Origin of the sequence: Kluyvera sp. CHPC 1.2972, from assembly GCF_036759925.1 — a bacterium.
Lineage (GTDB): Bacteria > Pseudomonadota > Gammaproteobacteria > Enterobacterales > Enterobacteriaceae > Kluyvera.
In genome coordinates this window covers 282,468-300,984 of sequence record NZ_JAPKIB010000005.1, presented here as the reverse complement: position 1 = coordinate 300,984, position 18,517 = coordinate 282,468, and the positions used below count along the sequence as shown (strand labels likewise).

At 54.3% G+C, this 18,517-nt stretch carries 16 protein-coding genes and 1 other annotated feature; of the genes, 8 read left to right on the top strand and 8 right to left on the bottom strand.

Features of this window, described 5'->3' with window-relative positions:
- Positions 1–88 precede the first annotated feature (88 nt).
- From htpG to V6944_RS11565, 6 genes are all read right to left on the bottom strand, one after another.
- Positions 89–1,963 carry a molecular chaperone HtpG gene (gene htpG, locus V6944_RS11590; protein WP_333499046.1) on the bottom strand — a complete coding sequence of 625 codons (1,875 nt, stop codon included), beginning with the start codon at positions 1,961–1,963 and terminating at the stop codon, positions 89–91.
- A gap of 107 nt (positions 1,964–2,070) precedes the next feature.
- The gene (gene recR, locus V6944_RS11585) at positions 2,071–2,676 is read right to left on the bottom strand and encodes a recombination mediator RecR (RefSeq protein WP_333495126.1); all 606 of its coding nucleotides are present in this window, start codon (positions 2,674–2,676) and stop codon (positions 2,071–2,073) included.
- Positions 2,676–3,008: a YbaB/EbfC family nucleoid-associated protein gene (locus V6944_RS11580; RefSeq protein ID WP_052283815.1), complete on the bottom strand. Its 333-nt coding sequence runs from the start codon at positions 3,006–3,008 to the stop codon at positions 2,676–2,678. Before V6944_RS11580 ends, recR begins: the two co-directional genes overlap by 1 nt.
- Positions 3,009–3,065: 57 nt before the next feature.
- Positions 3,066–5,003, bottom strand: a complete 1,938-nt coding sequence (gene dnaX, locus V6944_RS11575) for a DNA polymerase III subunit gamma/tau (protein WP_333499045.1) — start codon at positions 5,001–5,003, stop codon at positions 3,066–3,068.
- Positions 3,672–3,736: a sequence feature (DnaX frameshifting element), on the bottom strand. (Overlaps the previous gene by 65 nt.)
- Positions 5,004–5,095: 92 nt before the next feature.
- Positions 5,096–5,647 (bottom strand): adenine phosphoribosyltransferase, encoded by a 552-nt coding sequence (gene apt, locus V6944_RS11570; RefSeq protein ID WP_035891847.1) that lies wholly within the window; start codon positions 5,645–5,647, stop codon positions 5,096–5,098.
- 149 nt (positions 5,648–5,796) lie between these two features.
- A complete protein-coding gene (locus V6944_RS11565; protein WP_333499044.1) occupies positions 5,797–6,174 on the bottom strand; it encodes a DUF454 family protein in 378 nt (125 codons plus the stop codon).
- A 67-nt stretch (positions 6,175–6,241) separates the two neighbouring features.
- Here V6944_RS11565 and priC point away from each other — a divergent pair, with 67 nt between their 5' ends.
- The 3 genes from priC to V6944_RS11550 all read left to right on the top strand — a co-directional run bounded on the left by priC (position 6,242) and on the right by V6944_RS11550 (position 7,959).
- Entirely contained in the window at positions 6,242–6,769 is a 528-nt protein-coding gene (priC, locus tag V6944_RS11560) for a primosomal replication protein N'' (RefSeq protein WP_333499058.1), read from the top strand.
- Positions 6,770–6,781: 12 nt separating this feature from the next.
- Positions 6,782–6,940, top strand: a complete 159-nt coding sequence (gene rsmS / locus V6944_RS11555) for a pleiotropic regulatory protein RsmS (RefSeq protein ID WP_185667102.1) — start codon at positions 6,782–6,784, stop codon at positions 6,938–6,940.
- Between the two features lie 83 nt (positions 6,941–7,023).
- Entirely contained in the window at positions 7,024–7,959 is a 936-nt protein-coding gene (locus V6944_RS11550; protein ID WP_442910737.1) for an Rpn family recombination-promoting nuclease/putative transposase, read from the top strand.
- 30 nt (positions 7,960–7,989) lie between these two features.
- Here the strand turns inward: V6944_RS11550 and mscK are convergent, their stop codons facing one another.
- Both mscK and acrR read right to left on the bottom strand, forming a co-directional pair.
- Positions 7,990–11,340, bottom strand: coding sequence for a mechanosensitive channel MscK (gene mscK / locus V6944_RS11545; protein ID WP_333499043.1), 3,351 nt, complete (start codon positions 11,338–11,340; stop codon positions 7,990–7,992).
- A gap of 102 nt (positions 11,341–11,442) precedes the next feature.
- A complete protein-coding gene (gene acrR, locus V6944_RS11540) occupies positions 11,443–12,111 on the bottom strand; it encodes a multidrug efflux transporter transcriptional repressor AcrR (protein WP_333499042.1) in 669 nt (222 codons plus the stop codon).
- Between the two features lie 142 nt (positions 12,112–12,253).
- On the opposite strand from acrR, the gene acrA reads away from it, so the two are divergent.
- From acrA to maa, 5 genes are all read left to right on the top strand, one after another.
- Entirely contained in the window at positions 12,254–13,450 is a 1,197-nt protein-coding gene (gene acrA, locus V6944_RS11535) for a multidrug efflux RND transporter periplasmic adaptor subunit AcrA (RefSeq protein WP_333499041.1), read from the top strand.
- Positions 13,451–13,472: 22 nt separating this feature from the next.
- Positions 13,473–16,619: a multidrug efflux RND transporter permease subunit AcrB gene (gene acrB / locus V6944_RS11530; RefSeq protein WP_333499040.1), complete on the top strand. Its 3,147-nt coding sequence runs from the start codon at positions 13,473–13,475 to the stop codon at positions 16,617–16,619.
- A 520-nt stretch (positions 16,620–17,139) separates the two neighbouring features.
- Positions 17,140–17,514, top strand: a complete 375-nt coding sequence (gene tomB / locus V6944_RS11525) for an Hha toxicity modulator TomB (protein ID WP_333499039.1) — start codon at positions 17,140–17,142, stop codon at positions 17,512–17,514.
- Positions 17,515–17,539: 25 nt separating this feature from the next.
- Positions 17,540–17,758 (top strand): HHA domain-containing protein, encoded by a 219-nt coding sequence (locus V6944_RS11520; RefSeq protein ID WP_333499038.1) that lies wholly within the window; start codon positions 17,540–17,542, stop codon positions 17,756–17,758.
- 139 nt (positions 17,759–17,897) lie between these two features.
- Entirely contained in the window at positions 17,898–18,452 is a 555-nt protein-coding gene (gene maa, locus V6944_RS11515; protein ID WP_333499037.1) for a maltose O-acetyltransferase, read from the top strand.
- Positions 18,453–18,517 lie beyond the last annotated feature (65 nt).

The following is an 18,517-nucleotide window of genomic DNA, read 5'->3' as shown; positions in this document are numbered from 1 at the left end:
GAAAGTGTTACCTATGTTCCCGGTCTGAAGTGTTACCTATGTATCCGGTCGTACAGTTGCTCGGCCGGGCTACGTGATTAGGACAGGTTTATGACACCAGCAGCTGGTTCATGCGGCGGATAAACTGGTTAGGATCTTCCAGCGTACCGCGCTCAGCGAACAGCGCCTGGTCAAGCAGCAGCTCAACCCACTCTTTAAACTGCCCTTCGTCCTGGGTATCCGCGGTGCGTTTCACCAGTACGTGATCCGGGTTCAGCTCAAAGATGTATTTCACTTCCGGCGCGGCCTGGCCTGCAGCGGCAAACAGTTTCGCCATCTGGGTGCTCATTTCGTCCGCGTCGGTGGTGACGATGGCCGGGGTGTCGGTCAGACGGTGAGTTAGACGCACCTCTTTCACGCGGTCGCCCAACAGGGTTTTCACGCGCTCAATGAACGGCGTCAGCGCTTTTTCCGCTTCTTTTGCGCTCTCGTCCACTTCATCCGCCAACTTGTCGATAGACTCGTCGGCTTTGGCAACGGACTGGAATGGCTTACCGTCGAACTCGGTCAGGTAGTTCATCATCCACTCATCGATGCGGTCAGAAAGCAGCAGCACTTCGATGCCTTTCTTACGCAGCAGCTCCAGGTGCGGGCTGCTCTTCGCCGCGGCATAGCTGTCGGCGGTGATGTAGTAGATTTTCTCCTGCCCTTCTTTCATGCGGGACACGTAGTCGGCCAACGACACGGTCTGCTCGGAAGAGTCAGTATGAGTCGACGCAAAGCGCAGCAGCTTCGCAATCGCTTCCTGGTTGCCGTTGTCTTCCGCCGGGCCCTCTTTCAGCACCAGGCCGAACTGTTTCCAGAAGGTCTGGTATTTCTCGGAATCGTCTTTCGCCAGCTTATCCAGCATCTGCAGTACACGCTTGGTCAGCGCGTTACGCAGGTTACGAGTGACCGTGCTGTCCTGCAGAATTTCACGAGAGACGTTCAGCGGCAGATCGTTGGAATCGATCAGACCACGCACGAAGCGCAGGTAGTTCGGCATGAACTGCTCGGCATCGTCCATGATAAAGACGCGCTGCACGTACAGCTTCAGGCCGTGCTTATGGTCGCGGTTCCACATATCCCACGGTGCCTGCGACGGGATGTACAGCAGGCTGGTGTACTCCTGCTTACCTTCCACACGGTTGTGGCTCCAGGTCAGCGGGTCGGTAAAGTCGTGGGCAATATGCTTGTAGAACTCTTTGTATTCGTCGTCGTTCAGCTCGGCTTTGTTACGCGTCCACAGCGCCTGCGCCTTGTTGATCTTCTCCCAGGAAACCACGGTTTCGCCGTCTTTCTCTTCCTGTTTTTCGATCTCTACCGGCAGCGCAATATGGTCGGAGTACTTGCTGATAACCGAACGTACGCGCCAGTCGTCGAGGAACTCGCTTTCGTCTTCGCGCAAGTGCAGCGTAATTTCGGTACCACGGTCTTCTTTAGTGATGTCGGCAACGGTGTATTCACCTTCACCGGCTGATTCCCAGAACACGCCGTTTTCCGGCTTATCACCTGCCGCACGGGTGCGTACGGTGACTTTATCGGCGACGATAAACGCCGAGTAGAAGCCGACGCCGAACTGGCCGATAAGCTGGCTGTCTTTTGCCTGGTCAGAGCCCATGGACTCAAGGAAAGCTTTGGTACCGGATTTAGCGATAGTCCCCAGATGGTCAATCACTTCATCGCGATTCATGCCCACGCCGTTATCGGCAATGGTCAACGTACGCTTATCTTTATCGAAGGAGACGCGCACGCGCAGTTCGCCGTCACCCTCATACAGATCCGGGTTGGACAGCGCGCGGAAGCGCAGCTTGTCGGCGGCATCTGAAGCGTTAGAGATAAGCTCACGCAGGAAGATTTCTTTATTGGAATACAGGGAATGGATCATCAGATGCAGAAGCTGTTTTACTTCTGACTGGAAGCCACGGGTTTCTTGTCCTTTCATTGCAAAATACCTCAATGCTGATTACAAGGTAAAAAAAGCGATGAGAGGAAAATGGGGATGGGTGTAGCGGATTTCAAGCGAGAGCAGAAAATCCTGCTCTCGATTGATTAAAAACGAATCTTATGGCGACCGGCCAGCGAGTGCGACAGCGTGGTGCCGTCAACCATCTCCAGCTCACCGCCTACCGGCACGCCGTGGGCGATACGGCTGGCTTCAACGCCATATTGCGCGCAAAGCTCGGCGATATAGTTGGCCGTGGCTTCCCCTTCCACCGTGGGGTTGGTGGCGAGGATAATTTCGGTCAACTGCTCTGCTTCCAGACGTTGCTCAAGGCGGTCGAGACCAATATCGTCCGGGCCGATGCCGTCCAGCGGGGACAGGTGGCCCATCAGCACGAAGTAGCGGCCGGAGAACTGCCCGGTCTGCTCAATGGCGTAGATGTCCGCAGGACTCTCCACCACGCAGATTTGACCGTTTTCCTGACGACGCGGGTTCGAGCAGATGTTGCACACTTCCTGCTCGGTGAAGGTGCGGCAATCGGCGCAGTGGCCGATTTCCGACATCGCGCGGGTTAACGCCTGTGCCAGACGCATCCCGCCGCTGCGGTCACGCTGCAGCAGGGTAAACGCCATACGCTGCGCCGACTTCGGGCCAACGCCCGGCAGACAGCGCAGCGCTTCCATCAGCTGAGTTAACAGCGGACTGGTTTGCATCAGAACGGCATCTTGAAGCCTGGTGGCAGCTGCATACCGGAGGATACAGAAGCCATTTTCTCTTTCTGAGTTTCATCAATGCGACGTGCCGCATCGTTGAACGCCGCAGCGACCAGATCTTCCAGCATGTCTTTGTCGTCTTCCAGCAGGCTTGGATCGATTTCCACGCGACGGCAGTTGTGCGCGCCGTTGATGGTCACTTTGACCAGACCTGCGCCAGATTCGCCGGTTACTTCCAGCTGGGCGATTTCTTCCTGCATTTTCTGCATTTTGTCTTGCATCTGCTGGGCCTGTTTCATCAGGTTACCCAGACCGCCTTTACCACCAAACATAGGCTTCTCTCTCAGTAGGTCACGTTAAAGAATAACGACCGTAAGCAGCGCTTGCGGTCAAATGGGGCGAATACTCTCTTCATCCAGGTCCGCGTCGAAGAATCGGCGCAGCGTCTGAATGTTATTATCCGCGATAATCGACTCGCGCGCCTGCGCGAGCTTCTCTTCATAGATGGCCTGTCGCCACTCCAGCGGCGTACGCACCGCCGGATTATCATCTTCCACGATGGTCAATTCAACAGGCGCACCGTATAAAGTGCTCAACGCCTCGGTCAGCTTTTGCTGCGCACCCGGCGAATTCAGATGCCGCTGCGTAGGACGTAGATGCAGACACACCGCGTTACCGTTCTGCTCTTTCCACGCGTTGAGCGCCACCTGTTCGACGAGCTTCGGCAGCGCCATCTGGCTCACCTCGGCCGCCCACGGGTCGCGTTCTAAAGATTCCACCGCCAGCTTGGCCGCCAGTTCTGGCGTTTTCTCATGCTCCAGCGCTTTCTTCAGAGCCTTCGGCGTGGCGACTTCCTCTTTTTTCACTTCATCAGCAGGCGTGGTCGCTTTCCAGCGGTATGCCTCTTTCTTCGCCGCAGGCTGGGTCAATGCGGTCGGTGCCGGACGCGCCTGAACGCGTTCAGTGACCGAAGCCAGTCTTTCCAGCGCAGCACTGTTCACCGGCCGCGCGCGGGAAGCGGCTGCCGGTTCACTCTTTTTTGGGGTGTTTACTCCCTGATTGCCCTGCTGCTGTTGCAACTGACGACGCGCGGCCAGCACCTGATTGGTTGAATCAGGAAGCGGAGCGGCAGGCGGCGGCGTCATCGGCGCAGAGGTCTGCATCGGTGGCTGCTGTTGCATCATTGGTGCAGCAGCAGGCGCAAAGGTCTGCGGCGGCCTTTCCGGTTCCGGCAGCGGTGCATTGGGATGGAACGCCAGTGCGCGCAGCAGCGTCATTTCAATGCCCATCCGACGGTCCGGTGCATACGGCAGCTCTTTACGGCCAATCAGCATCGTCTGGTAGTACAGCTGGACGTCAGTTGGTGGCACGGTACGCGCAAGATTGCGCATCCGCTGCTCCACGGCGGCCATATCGCTGCCGAGCGCCGCAGGCGACAGTTGAACCATCGCAATACGGTGCAGCAGACTTTGCATCTCAACCAACAATGCTTCCCAGTCAACGCCGCGCAGTGCAGCATCGTTGACCAGCTCCATCACACGTTCACCGTTAGCCGCCACCAGCGATTCAATCAGCGACAGCGCCTGATCGTCGTCGAGGGTACCGAGCATTTCACTGACCGACACGGCGGTCAGCTGGCCTTCGCCGCTGGCAATCGCCTGATCGGTCAGACTTAACGCATCGCGCAGGCTGCCGTCCGCCGCACGCGCCAATAGCTGCAGGGCGCGGGGCTCGTGAGCAATATGCTCCTCATCAAGGATATGCTCCAGTTGATGACGAATTTGCTCAACGTCCAGCGCCTTCAGGTGGAACTGCAGGCAACGTGACAGAATGGTGACCGGCAGCTTTTGCGGATCGGTCGTGGCCAGCAGGAATTTGACGTGCTCCGGCGGCTCTTCAAGCGTTTTTAACAACGCGTTAAAGCTATGGCGCGAAAGCATGTGCACTTCGTCGATCAGATAGACCTTAAAGCGACCGCGTGCGGGCGCATACTGGACGTTATCCAGCAGGTCTCGGGTATCTTCGACTTTGGTTCGCGAGGCGGCATCGATCTCAATCAGATCGACAAAGCGCCCCTGTTCTATTTCGCGGCAGTTATCACACACGCCGCACGGCGTGGCGGTAATGCCGGTTTCGCAGTTAAGCCCCTTCGCCAGCAGACGGGCGATAGAGGTTTTCCCCACCCCACGGGTGCCGGAAAAAAGGTATGCGTGATGAATGCGCCCTAACGATAAGCCGTTCGCCAGTGCGGTCAGCACATGTTCCTGGCCGACGACGTCAGCAAAGGTTTGTGGGCGCCATTTTCGGGCTAAAACCTGATAACTCATTGGCAGGCTCTGAAACGCTGGAAGGTGGATTCACGAGGGGGTAATGCTACCACAGCCCCGCCGGATCGGCGAGGCCATGTATCGGGAAATGCTTAGTGACCCGGGAAATTCACCAGGCTATAGCTGGTGATGCCCTGTTTTTCCAGGCGCTGTTCGCCGCCCAGGTCGAACAGGTTGATGATGAAGGCCGCATCGTGCACTTCGCCACCCAGACGACGGATCAGTTTTACCGTCGCTTCGATAGTCCCGCCGGTTGCCAGCAGATCGTCGACCACCAGCACTTTATCGCCAGCTTTGATCGCATCAACGTGGATTTCCAGCTGATCGGTACCGTACTCCAGCTCGTAGCTTTCGGCGATCGTTTCACGCGGCAGTTTGCGCGGTTTACGCACCGGGACAAAACCTACGCCCATCGCCAGCGCGACCGGCGCGCCAAACAGGAAACCACGCGCTTCGGTACCCACGACTTTGGTAATACCGGCGTCTTTGTACTTTTCGACCAGCAGTTCAATGCTGAGCGCGTAGGCTTTCGGGTCTTCCAGTAAGCTGGTGACATCGCGGAAAAGAATGCCAGGTTTTGGATAGTCCTGGATGCTCTGGATGCTGTTCTTCAGATATTCAAGCTGCTGTGCAGTTGCGGTCATAGGTTTGTGCCTGATTGAAACAGTGTTACTCAAGGCGAGCAAAACGAGTTAAAAATGGATGCTGATTAATTTTTAACCGGGCGCGCCTGTGCTCGAAAACGCCAGAATTTACTGGCTAGCTCGTAGAATTGCAACACCATAAATGCGGTTCATCCGTTTTGTTGTTCTGCATCAACGACCGGAATGCGCCAGAGGAAAATCAGCAATCCACCGAGGATCGCCAGCAGCAGCAGCCGAATCCACATCATATTGACCAGCCACAGCGAAACGCCAAAGGTCAGTAAAATCACGATAATTGCCCGCGATTTAGCCCCAGGCGGCATGGCGCGATAGCGCTGCCAGTGGCGCAAATAGCCGCCAAACCAGGAGCGGTACAGCAACCACTGATGAAAACGCGGCGATGAACGCGCAAAACACCAGGCGGCAAGCAGAATAAACGGCGTGGTCGGCAGCAGCGGCAATACCACGCCAATAGTGCCAAGGACTACCGCCAGCCAGCCAATAATGATTAAAATAGTACGCTGCATAATGCGAATCGTTATCAAGTGGGTCTGCTACTCTAGCATAGCCGATAACCATCAAGGGGAGAATCCGGTGAAAACGGCGCGGCTTTTACAAACGCTGGAACAACAGCTTACACGGCTTCAGACGCAAATTACGCCGTTGGCAGCCCATGCGACGCTTAGCGCACGCTTTGACCGCCAGCTTTTTCAGACGCGCAGCACAAAAATGCAGGCCTACCTCGACGAAGCGTACGCCCATTTTGAGGAGCTTAAGCACGCCGTTGAACAGCAGCAGTTGCCGCAGGTGGCCTGGCTTGCCGAACGTCTGGCGGCGCAGATTGAGGCCATCAGCCGCGAAAGTGAAGCCTGGTCGCTACGCGTCTGGGATAGCCCCTCGCCCGGTCTCCGTCGCTGGCAGCGCAAACGGCTGGAAACCCAGGACTTTGAACGCCGTCTGCTGGAGATGAAGCAGCAGCGTCAGCAGCAATATCAGCAGGCCACCACGCTTGAAGATCAGCAGCGTCTGGCCCGCGAAATCACCGCCTTTGATGGCCGCCTCACCCGCTGCCGTCAGGCACTGGAAGACATTGAACGTATACTGGCGCGCATCACGCGCTAACAAGGAGAAGCTATGTCGCTGGAAAGCGCCCCGGATGATGTCAAACTGGCGGTAGATCTGATTGAACTGCTGGAAAGCAACGAGATCGCCCCGGAGATAGTGCTAAGCGCGCTGGAGATGGTGCGCAACGATTACATCAATAAGCTGAAAAACGCGGAAGGCGGCGCGTAAAACGCAAAACGATGGACTGCATCACCGTCATTACCTATGGCATCTTCTCGGCCATATTCAGGACAGGGGGATGACGGAACATCATGAAAATCTATTCGGCGACGCCACACGATGCCATTTTTAAACAATTTTTACGCCATAAAGCGATAGCGCGAGATTTCTTACAGGCGCACCTTCCCTGCGAACTGCTCGCGCAATGTCATCTTGAGACACTTCAGCTCGCCTCCGGCAGCTTTGTTGAAGAAAACCTGCGCGCCAGCTATTCCGATATTCTCTACGCGCTGCAAACCCGCGACGGGCCGGGCTATATCTACGTGCTGATTGAACATCAAAGCACACCGGATAAACTCATGCCCTTTCGCCTGATGCGCTATACCCTTGCGGCCATGCAGCAGCATCTGGACGCCGGGCATGACAACCTACCACTGGTCATCCCGATGCTGTTTTATCACGGCAGCGTCAGCCCCTGGCCATATCGTATGAACTGGCTTGAGTTGTTCGATAACGCCACGCTGGCAAATCGCCTGTACACCCAGGATTTCCCCCTTGTTGACATCACCGTGATGCCGGACAGCGAAATAATGGCCCACCAGCGCATGGCGATGCTGGAGCTATTGTTTAAGCACATCCGCCAGCGCGATCTGACCTCTTTACAAGAACAGTTGGGTGGTTTACTGATAGAAAATTGGCTCACGCCACCGCAGTTGGAGGCGCTGATCACCTATATGCTTCAAGCGGGTAGTACATCTCACCCGGAAGCGTTACTCTGCACGCTGGCGCAATATTCACCACAGCATAAGGAGCAGCTGATGACCATCGCCGAATGGCTGGCCGAAGAGGGACGGAAGAAAGGGATTGTCCAGGGAATAGAGCAAGGAATAGAGCAAGGCGAAGCGCTGGGTCGGCGCGATGAAGCGCAGAAGATTGCGCGAAACATGCTGAATGCCGGACTCTCCGCCGCACTGGTTCAACAATTGACCGGGTTAAACGCCGACGACCTTACGGCGCAGGCTGAATAAATTAGGGCGGCTTCCGCCGCCCTTAATGCTTTAATCCGCAACCAAATCCTGGCCGTCGGTTTTAGCGTCGCGTTTCACTTCCGTCACCACATCCCCTTTTTCATTGTGCAGATGCACTTCGAGCTGGTTGAAGGCGATATTGATGTCATTTTCGCGACACAGACGATCGATAGTCCGGTTCAGTTCATCCACGGTATAGCTACGATCGCGTAGTTCACGCACGTACAGACGCAGTTCGTGATCCAGCGTGCTGGCGCCAAAGGTGGTAAAGAAGACCGACGGTTCCGGATCGTGCATCACTTTCGGGTGACTGGTCGCCGCCTGCAGCAGCACCTTTTTCACCTTGTCGAGATCGGATCCATAGGCCACGCCAAGGCGGATCACCACGCGGGTGGTGGTATCACTCAACGACCAGTTGATCAGTCGCTCGGTGACGAACGCTTTGTTCGGGATGATCACCTCTTTGCGGTCAAAGTCGGTGATGGTGGTTGCACGGATACGGATCTTGCTGACCGTCCCCGAGAAAGTGCCAATGGTCACCGTATCACCAATACGTACCGGGCGTTCGAACAGAATAATCAGGCCGGAGACGAAGTTACCGAAGATCTCCTGTAAGCCAAAGCCCAGACCAACCGACAGCGCGGCGGCAAGCCACTGCAGTTTATCCCACGATACCCCAAGCGAGCCGAACACGGTCATCGCACCGACGGCGATAATGGCATAGTTCAGCACGGTGGTGATAGCGTACGATGCCCCCTGGCGCATATTGAGCCTTGAAAGCACCAGCACTTCCAGCAGACCCGGCAAGTTGCGGATCAGCGCCCAGGCAACCATCGAGGCAATAATGGCAAACAGCAGGCTGCCCATGGTGACATCTTTCACTACGCTGGCGCCCGCTTCGGTGCCGGTGTAGTGCCAAAGCGTAATACTGTCGAGGTAGCTGAACACGGTGATTAAGTCAGACCAGATGGCCCAGAACATCAGACCAAACAGCGCGACCATCACCAACATGGTAATACGCAGCGTCTGCTGGTTAATCTGCTCCAGCGCAATCGTCGGTTCTTCCTGCGGTTCGGCCCCTTCGGCCCCTTCTTTCACTAGATTCTGGCGACGGGCAACCGCGCGACGATAAGCGATGCGGCGGGCGGCCACGCTCAAACCGCGCAGTACCGTCTGGTACAGCAGGTTCCAGAAAATAACCAGGTAAACCGTTTCAATCCAGCGGCCGGAAAGGCGCAGCGTGGTGTAGAAATAGCCAGTGGCGGTTAGCACCATCAGTCCTACCGGCACCAGCGACAGCACAGTCACCGTCAGCAGGCGCAGGCTGTGTGACTCTTTATCCCGCCAGCTCTCACGGCACATCGGCCACGTCAGCACCGCAATCACCAGCAGATTAAGCAGAATAACGAACTGCCCCAGTACGTCATCCATCAGGTTGAGCGGGGAAAGTTCCGACACCACCGACCAGAAGTGCAGCGGCAGCAGCGCGAGGCTGATACGCACAATCTGGCGACGCCAGTGGCTGGTAAGCTGCTCCGGCATATTAAAGTGGCGGACGGCAACGCCGTTTTTCTCCAGCACCTTCCAGCACAGACCGAAGACCAGCCAGTAAATCGCCAGTTTTTTACTGAACGCCCACAGCAACGCGCTGATATTGAGCTGCATGGTCAGCAGAATCAGGCCGATCGCCAGAATGATCAACACCACCGGCAGCGCGCGGATGAGATCGATGAGAATAGCCTTCGGCGTATGCAGCTGGCTGTCGTTACGCAGATTACCGACCTGATCGCCAAGCTTATCCTGATAGCTGCGCAGCCACTGTAATCGCCAACGAATCAGCCCGGCAATCAGCAGCAGCGGAAGCCCAGCGAGGAAAGCGATAAACACGGCTGGCCACGCTTTTTCCCAGTTCACGGTGATTTTCATCGATTTGAACTGGCTCTTCAGCGCTTCAGGGAATGATTTAATCCAGTCCCAGTCCATCGGACGGTTGCTGTTCACCCAGAAAATTTGCTGGGTCAGAATCGATTTCAGGCTTTTAGAGACGCTCATCAACTGCTGCTGGTTAATTTGCAGGTTGATAGCCATCATCAGCTGGTTGCCCAGCTGTTTGTTGATCAGGTCCAGCATTTCACGGCGCGCGTCGACGATTTGCAGCAGCGCATCGTGCACTTCGCTATCGACTTCGTTGCTATGCCCCTCTTCCAGTTTGGCGACAAAGTCATCGCTCTGGAACAGGGTGTCGCGCTGCTGGTTAATCTCGAACTGCTCAAGACGCAGGTCGGCGATGCGGGTGGTCATATCTTCCAGCTCGTCCGCCGACGGCAGCGTCTGCTGCTGCTGATAAAGGATACGCGACAGCAGCAGGCTTCCCTTTAATACCGCAATCTGCTCTTTGACATTACGTTCAGACTGCAGCGCGCGGTCAAGCCAGGTTTTCACCTTGATATTCTGCTGCACCAGCTGGTTGCCGCTTTCGGTCGCGGTAATGAGTTTCTGGCTCAGCTGATGGTTGATTTCGAGCTCCTGCTTCACCAGCGGGTTGCCCTGAATACGGGCCGTCTCTTCCGGGGAGGCGTTCTCGGCGGCCGTTTTTTCTGACAACATCAGGCGCTTACTGTTGACCGCTTCCTGCAGCAGCTGAAGCTGATGCTCAAGACGGGTACTGTAAGCGGTCACGTAGTCGCGCTGCTTCTGCAGGGAGTCCTGCAATACGGTGTTGCCGGCCAGGCTCTTACGCTGAAGCTCAATCTCCGCGTCGAGCAACGTTTTTTGCACCTGCAACATGGTCTGCTGGGTAGGACGCAGCCCATCGCCGACGGTGCTGCCATTCAGGCTGTTACGCACCTGTAGCAGCTGCTGAGAGGCTGAGTTCATCGCATTCTGCACGCGTTCAGGCTGGGTTTGCAGAGAGACGAGCTGGCTGTTATAGGTGGCCAGGTCGTTTTGCGCATTCTGTAAATCGTCCACTGCCTGAGACACGCGAGCTTCAAGCTGGCGCAGCGACAGGCTGCTCAGCGTTTTACGCGTCTCATCATCATTATCAACATCGCTGATGTCATTCAGATTATCGGTGGCCTGGCGCAGCTTAATAGGCGCCTGATCAATCTGTTTTTGTAGTTGAGTGCTTTCAGCCTTAACGCTGTCGATTTTATCGAGTAGCTGCAGCGTTTCGGTCAGATCCTGCTGAACCAACTTCTCCTGAGGCGTCAGGTCTTTTTTATTGTTCAGTGCGTTAATCTGATCCTGAACGTCAGCACGATCGGGAATATCGGTGCCGTTCAGCGCACGGGCTTGTACCGCGGCGATAGATAGCACAAAACAGACAGCAATAATGAAAAATGCAGAGATCGTGGCCCGAGGGCGGATGTTATGCAGCATAATCTTAACATGTATGGTGGCTAAAGCCGGCGGAATGCCGGGGACAAATACCTGCGCAGAATAGCACTTCTGGCTACAGGCGAATAGCCGGAGCAACCAGGATTATTCCTGGTAATCCTTAGAGGAAGGGAGGTCTTTTTCGCCGCGGAGCGTTGGGCAAAATTGGTACATCTCAAGCAGGATAGCCACGTAGGCCTCCGCCTCGGCCCGAAGGTCGAAAGAGTTAGGGGCAAACAGCCAGTTTTCCATCAGCCCGGAGATATAGCTGCGGGTTAAAATCGCCGCCCGACGGCTTAACAAGTTTGCTGGCAAAACCTTCGCAGTGACACAGTCGTTTAACGTCTGTTCAATCCGGTCGTAACTTTCTAAACATAAATTACGCTGGGCCTGTTGCACTATGGCCATTTCACCGACAAACTCACATTTGTGAAAAATGATTTCCATCATCAATCGTCGGCGTTCTTCAATAACGGTTGCAACGAGTATGTAAACTAAGATCTCTCTCAAAACTGAGAGTGGATCGCCGGGGAATTTTGCCCGATACTCAATTTCAAGATCGCCGATGCTGGACTCTGATAACGCCCAGATTTCATTAAAGAGATCCGACTTATCCTTAAAATGCCAGTAAATTGCGCCACGCGTCACCCCTGCCGCTTTTGCAATCTCGGCGAGTGAGGTGGATGATACCCCCTGCTGTGAGAACAACCGTAGGGCGACATCCAGTATGTGCTGACGCGTAGCCAGCGCTTCTTCTTTGGTTTTTCGTGCCATAGGTCGGTGAATTTGCAGGGGTTAGATTTACATACATTTATGAATGTATGTACCATAGTATGACGATAATACAAACGCAGCAATGGGTTTGTGGACGCTTGTTCCATTGATCAATTTGAAATCGGACACTCGAGGTTTACATATGAACAAAAACAGAGGGTTAACGCCTCTGGCGGTCGTTCTGATGCTCTCAGGCAGCTTAGCGCTAACAGGATGTGACGACAAACCAGCTCAGCAAGGAGCGCAACACATGCCAGAAGTGGGCGTGGTGACGCTCAAATCCGAACCTCTTGTAATCACGACGGAACTGCCAGGCCGCACCAACGCCTATCGTGTCGCAGAAGTTCGCCCGCAGGTCAGCGGGATTATTCTGAAGCGCAACTTCATCGAAGGTGGTGATATCAAGGCGGGCGAGTCGCTCTATCAGATTGATCCGGCAACCTATCAGGCCTCCTATGAAAGCGCGAAAGGTGACTTAGCGAAAGCGGAAGCCGCTGCCAATATCGCCAAACTGACCGTCAATCGTTACTCCAAACTGCTGGGTACTCAGTACATCAGCCGTCAGGATTACGATACTGCCGTTGCGGACGCCCAGCAGGCTAACGCCGCCGTTCTGGCTGCAAAAGCTGCGGTCGAAACCGCGCGAATCAACCTGGCCTACACCAAAGTGACTTCGCCTATCAGCGGACGCATTGGCAAATCTGCGGTTACCGAAGGGGCACTGGTACAAAACGGTCAAGCGACCGCACTGGCTACCGTTCAGCAGCTCGACCCTATCTATGTTGATGTGACCCAGTCCAGCAATGATTTCCTGCGCCTGAAGCAGGAACTGGCTGACGGCAAACTGAAACAGGAAAACGGGAAAGCGAAAGTGGATCTGGTGACCAACGACGGCATCAAGTATCCGCAGAGCGGGACGTTAGAATTCTCTGATGTCACCGTTGACCAGACCACCGGTTCTATCACGCTGCGCGCCATCTTCCCTAACCCTGACCATACGCTGCTGCCGGGCATGTTTGTTCGCGCACGTCTGGAAGAAGGGACCAACCCAACCGCGCTGCTGGTTCCTCAGCAGGGTGTAACTCGTACGCCGCGTGGCGATGCGAGCGCCATGGTTGTGGGTGAAGGCGATAAAGTCGAAGTTCGTCAGATCGTTGCAAGCCAGGCGATTGGCGACAAGTGGCTGGTGACAGGTGGTTTGAAAGATGGCGATCGCGTGATTATCAGCGGTCTGCAAAAAGTGAAACCGGGCGTGCAGGTTAAAGCCCAGGAAGTCACTTCTGACGATAAACAGCAAGCTGCCGCTGGCACCGCTCAGTCAGAACAAACCAAGTCTTAACTTAAACAGGAGCCGTTAAGACATGCCTAATTTCTTTATCGATCGCCCCATATTTGCGTGGGTGATCGCCATTATTATCATGCTGGCTGGGGGGCTATCGATCCTCAAATTGCCGGTAGCGCAATATCCAACGATTGCGCCGCCTGCGATTTCGATCACGGCCATGTATCCCGGTGCTGACGCCGAAACGGTGCAGAACACTGTCACTCAGGTTATCGAACAGAACATGAACGGTATCGATCACCTGATGTACATGTCCTCCAACGGCGACTCCACCGGTACCGCAACCATTACCCTGACCTTCGAATCCGGTACCGATCCAGATATCGCCCAGGTACAGGTACAGAACAAGCTCGCTCTGGCGACACCGCTTCTGCCGCAGGAAGTTCAGCAGCAGGGTATCAGCGTTGAAAAAGCCTCCAGCAGCTTCCTGATGGTTGTTGGTGTTATCAACACCAACGGCACCATGAACCAGGACGATATCTCCGACTACGTTGCGGCCAACATGAAGGACGCCATCAGCCGTACTAGCGGCGTGGGCGACGTTCAGCTGTTCGGTTCCCAGTACGCGATGCGTATCTGGATGGACCCGAACAAACTGAACAACTTCCAGTTGACGCCAGTGGATGTTATTAGCGCACTGAAAGCGCAGAACGCCCAGGTGGCAGCAGGCCAATTAGGTGGTACGCCGCCTGTACCTGGCCAGCAACTGAACGCCTCTATCGTGGCGCAGACCCGTCTGACGAATACCGAAGAGTTTGGCAACATTCTGCTGAAGGTTAACCAGGACGGTTCGCAGGTTCGCCTGCGCGACGTGGCGAAAATTGAGCTCGGCGGCGAAAGCTATGACGTGGTAGCGAAGTTTAACGGCCAGCCGGCTTCCGGTCTGGGTATTAAACTGGCAACCGGCGCAAACGCCCTGGACACCGCGAACGCGATTCGCGCTGAACTGGCGAAAATGGAGCCGTTCTTCCCGTCAGGTCTGAAAATCGTTTACCCATACGACACCACCCCGTTCGTTAAGATCTCGATTCACGAAGTGGTGAAAACGCTGGTCGAAGCGATCATCCTGGTGTTCCTGGTCATGTACCTGTTCCTGCAGAACTTCCGCGCGACGCTGATTCCAACGATCGCGGTGCCGGTGGTACTGCTCGGGACCTTTGCGGTACTTGCCGCGTTTGGCTTCTCGATAAACACCCTAACGATGTTCGGGATGGTGCTCGCCATCGGCCTCCTGGTGGATGACGCCATCGTGGTGGTCGAGAACGTTGAGCGTGTAATGGCCGAAGAAGGGCTGCCGCCGAAAGAAGCCACGCGTAAGTCCATGGGCCAGATTCAGGGCGCACTGGTCGGTATCGCGATGGTGCTGTCAGCGGTATTTATCCCGATGGCCTTCTTCGGTGGTTCCACCGGGGCAATCTATCGCCAGTTCTCCATCACCATCGTTTCCGCGATGGCGCTGTCGGTACTGGTCGCGTTGATCCTGACGCCGGCACTGTGTGCCACCATGCTGAAGCCAATTGCCAAAGGCAGCCACGGTTCTACCAAAGGCTTCTTCGGTTGGTTCAACAACATGTTCGAGAAGAGCACGCACCATTACACCGATAGCGTAGGCAACATCCTGCGCAGCACCGGTCGTTACCTGCTGCTGTATCTGATCATCGTGGTTGGCATGGCATTCCTGTTCGTGCGTCTGCCAAGCTCCTTCTTACCGGACGAAGACCAGGGCGTATTCCTGAGCATGGCGCAGCTGCCTGCCGGTGCGACCCAGGAACGTACGCAGAAAGTGCTGGATGAGATGACCAATTACTATCTCACCAAAGAGAAGAACAACGTTGAATCCGTCTTTGCCGTAAACGGCTTCGGCTTCGCGGGTCGCGGCCAGAACACCGGTATCGCCTTCGTGTCGCTGAAAGACTGGAGTGAACGTCCGGGCGCCGAAAACAAAGTTGAAGCGATTACCGGCCGTGCGATGGGCTACTTCTCGACGATTAAAGATGCGATGGTGTTCGCCTTTAACCTGCCAGCTATCGTGGAACTGGGTACCGCTACCGGCTTTGACTTCCAGCTGATCGACCAGGCGGGTCTGGGTCACGAAAAACTGACCCAGGCGCGTAACCAGCTGTTCGGGATGATTGCCCAGCACCCTGACGTGCTGACCGGCGTGCGTCCTAACGGCCTGGAAGATACGCCGCAGTTCAAAGTTGATATCGACCAGGAAAAAGCCCAGGCGCTGGGTGTCTCCATCAGCGACATCAACACCACGCTGGGTTCCGCCTGGGGTGGTAGCTACGTCAACGACTTCATCGACCGCGGTCGTGTGAAGAAGGTGTACCTGATGTCCGAAGCGAAATACCGTATGCTGCCGGAAGATATTGGCAAATGGTACGTTCGCGGTAGCGATGGTCAGATGGTGCCGTTCTCCGCATTCTCTACCTCACGTTGGGAATACGGTTCACCGCGTCTGGAACGTTACAACGGTCTGCCATCCATGGAAATCCTGGGTCAGGCGGCTGAAGGTAAGAGTACCGGTGAAGCCATGAACCTGATGGAAGAGCTGGCGGGCAAACTGCCTGCGGGTATCGGCTACGACTGGACGGGGATGTCCTACCAGGAACGTCTGTCCGGTAACCAGGCCCCTGCCCTGTACGCCATCTCGCTGATTGTCGTCTTCCTGTGTCTGGCAGCGCTGTATGAGAGCTGGTCTATTCCGTTCTCGGTTATGCTGGTTGTTCCACTGGGGGTGGTTGGTGCGCTGTTGGCGGCAACGCTTCGCGGGTTAACTAACGACGTTTACTTCCAGGTGGGCCTGTTGACCACCATTGGCCTGTCGGCGAAGAACGCGATATTAATCGTTGAATTCGCCAAAGACCTGATGGACAAAGAAGGTAAAGGGCTGATTGAAGCAACGCTGGAAGCGGTACGTATGCGTCTGCGTCCAATCCTGATGACCTCGCTGGCGTTTATCCTCGGTGTAATGCCTCTGGTTATCAGCTCCGGTGCAGGCTCCGGTGCACAGAACGCCGTTGGTACCGGTGTAATGGGTGGGATGGTGACAGCAACCGTTCTGGCTATCTTCTTCGTACCGGTGTTCTTCGTGGTTGTACGTCGTCGTTTCAGCCGTAAAAACGAAGACCTTGAGCACAGCCATAAGGTAGAGCATCACTAAAGTATGCTATCAAAAGGGCCGCTATTGCGGCCCTTTTTTATTCCTTTCGTCAGCCAACTGGCTCGTCTATTTTTTAATCAACCATTAAAATAGACATTGTGGTTTCCCTATATATTAAAATATAGTCCCCTCTCCTATACCGCTTAATTGAGATTTGTCTTTAATTCATTTTTAATAATCTGCAGCGACACCTGACGCAGAAGAAAACTAAGAATAATCCTATAATATTTAACTGAACGACATCGCCGCGCCTGTGGTCTAAGTCTATGAATGTTATCTTTATCATACAAAAGTATGATGCGGTGGGTTTATGCCTACCCTTCTCAAGCATTGTTTATAAAAAAACTAACCATTTGAGAATTAATTGTAATTTTTCGTAATAGCTCGGTGAAATCTTTTGCGGAGTAGATTATAGTTAGTGCAGATCGGGAACACGTGCATGTTTCAGGTTAACCAGTAGTACCCATCCCACACCGGTATTTGTTACTCGTTGTTTGAACTGCAATCAGGGGGATGCGTTATGGACGAATACTCACCAAAAAGACACGATATCGCACAGCTTAAGTTTCTTTGCGAAACCCTGTATCATGACTGTCTTGCCACGCTTGAAGAGAGCAATCATGGCTGGGTAAATGACCCAACCTCGGCGGTTAACCTGCAGCTTAATGAGCTGATAGAACATATTGCAACGTTTGCACTTAATTATAAAATTAAGTACGACGAAGATAATAAACTGATTGCGCAGATCGACGAATATCTGGATGATACTTTCATGTTGTTCGGGAACTACGGCATTAATAGCAGCGACTTGCAAAAATGGCGTAAGTCAGGGAACAAACTTTTCCGCTGTTTCGTCAACGCTAGCCGAGCGAACCCTGTTAGCCTCTCTTGTTAAAATTATTACAATCAATGGGTGAATTATGTCTGATAAACCATTAACTAAAACTGATTATTTGATGCGTCTACGACGCTGTCAGTCAATTGATACGCTTGAACGTGTCATTGAAAAAAATAAATATGAACTGTCCGATAATGAATTGGTGGTATTTTACTCAGCGGCCGATCATCGTCTGGCTGAATTGACCATGAATAAACTGTACGACAAAATTCCTTCAACCGTCTGGAAGTATATTCGTTAATTTTTATTCATTTACAGGCACGTACCCCACTCCCCGTGTTTTGACGAATCTCTGTGATTCTCATCACACCAACGAATAGGGAACGTTCCCAAAACCGCATTCGCCTTTTATGGTGATGGCTTCCCGTACAGGAGGCCCCATGAGTGAAGAAAAACGTAAGATGATTGCGGGTGAATATTATCGCCCGGCTGATGACACGCTGAGAAAGGACCGGCTACGCGCCCGGCACCTGATTCATCGGTATAACCATACCGAGCCGGACGAGAAATCCGAACGGGCAGCGTTGTTGACAGAGCTATTAGGCAAAGCCCACGATGCCTATATTGAACCGACATTCCGCTGCGACTACGGCTACAATATCCATCTCGGTACCAACTTCTACGCGAATTTCGACTGCGTGATGCTCGATGTCTGCCCGATTTATATTGGCGATAATTGCATGCTGGCACCCGGCGTCCATATCTACACCGCTACCCATCCGCTTGATGCGGACGAACGCAACAGCGGCATTGAATATGGGAAACCGGTGACAATTGGCCATAACGTGTGGATTGGCGGACGAGCGGTGATTAATCCCGGCGTGACCATTGGTGATAACGCGGTTATCGCTTCTGGTGCTGTTGTGGTTAAAGATGTCCCGGCAAACGCCGTCGTCGGCGGTAATCCCGCTAACGTCATCAAAATGCTGGCCTGATAACAGACGCGGACTGTTATGCTTTTTTGCAACCGATCTGTTACTTTCTGTATGGATTGGTGCAA

Excerpts from the sequence above, each read along its gene's own strand:
- apt (WP_035891847.1), bottom strand. The coding sequence starts at position 5,647 with ATGACCGCAACTGCACAGCAGCTTGAATATCTGAAGAACAGCATCCAG.
- V6944_RS11550 (WP_442910737.1), top strand. The coding sequence starts at position 7,024 with ATGAAAATCTATTCGGCGACGCCACACGATGCCATTTTTAAACAATTT.
- acrR (WP_333499042.1), bottom strand. The coding sequence starts at position 12,111 with ATGGCACGAAAAACCAAAGAAGAAGCGCTGGCTACGCGTCAGCACATA.
- rsmS (WP_185667102.1), top strand. The coding sequence starts at position 6,782 with ATGTCGCTGGAAAGCGCCCCGGATGATGTCAAACTGGCGGTAGATCTG.
- acrB (WP_333499040.1), top strand. The coding sequence starts at position 13,473 with ATGCCTAATTTCTTTATCGATCGCCCCATATTTGCGTGGGTGATCGCC.
- tomB (WP_333499039.1), top strand. The coding sequence starts at position 17,140 with ATGGACGAATACTCACCAAAAAGACACGATATCGCACAGCTTAAGTTT.
- V6944_RS11520 (WP_333499038.1), top strand. The coding sequence starts at position 17,540 with ATGTCTGATAAACCATTAACTAAAACTGATTATTTGATGCGTCTACGA.
- recR (WP_333495126.1), bottom strand. The coding sequence starts at position 2,676 with ATGCAAACCAGTCCGCTGTTAACTCAGCTGATGGAAGCGCTGCGCTGT.
- maa (WP_333499037.1), top strand. The coding sequence starts at position 17,898 with ATGAGTGAAGAAAAACGTAAGATGATTGCGGGTGAATATTATCGCCCG.
- V6944_RS11565 (WP_333499044.1), bottom strand. The coding sequence starts at position 6,174 with ATGCAGCGTACTATTTTAATCATTATTGGCTGGCTGGCGGTAGTCCTT.
- htpG (WP_333499046.1), bottom strand. The coding sequence starts at position 1,963 with ATGAAAGGACAAGAAACCCGTGGCTTCCAGTCAGAAGTAAAACAGCTT.
- acrA (WP_333499041.1), top strand. The coding sequence starts at position 12,254 with ATGAACAAAAACAGAGGGTTAACGCCTCTGGCGGTCGTTCTGATGCTC.
- dnaX (WP_333499045.1), bottom strand. The coding sequence starts at position 5,003 with ATGAGTTATCAGGTTTTAGCCCGAAAATGGCGCCCACAAACCTTTGCT.
- mscK (WP_333499043.1), bottom strand. The coding sequence starts at position 11,340 with ATGCTGCATAACATCCGCCCTCGGGCCACGATCTCTGCATTTTTCATT.
- V6944_RS11580 (WP_052283815.1), bottom strand. The coding sequence starts at position 3,008 with ATGTTTGGTGGTAAAGGCGGTCTGGGTAACCTGATGAAACAGGCCCAG.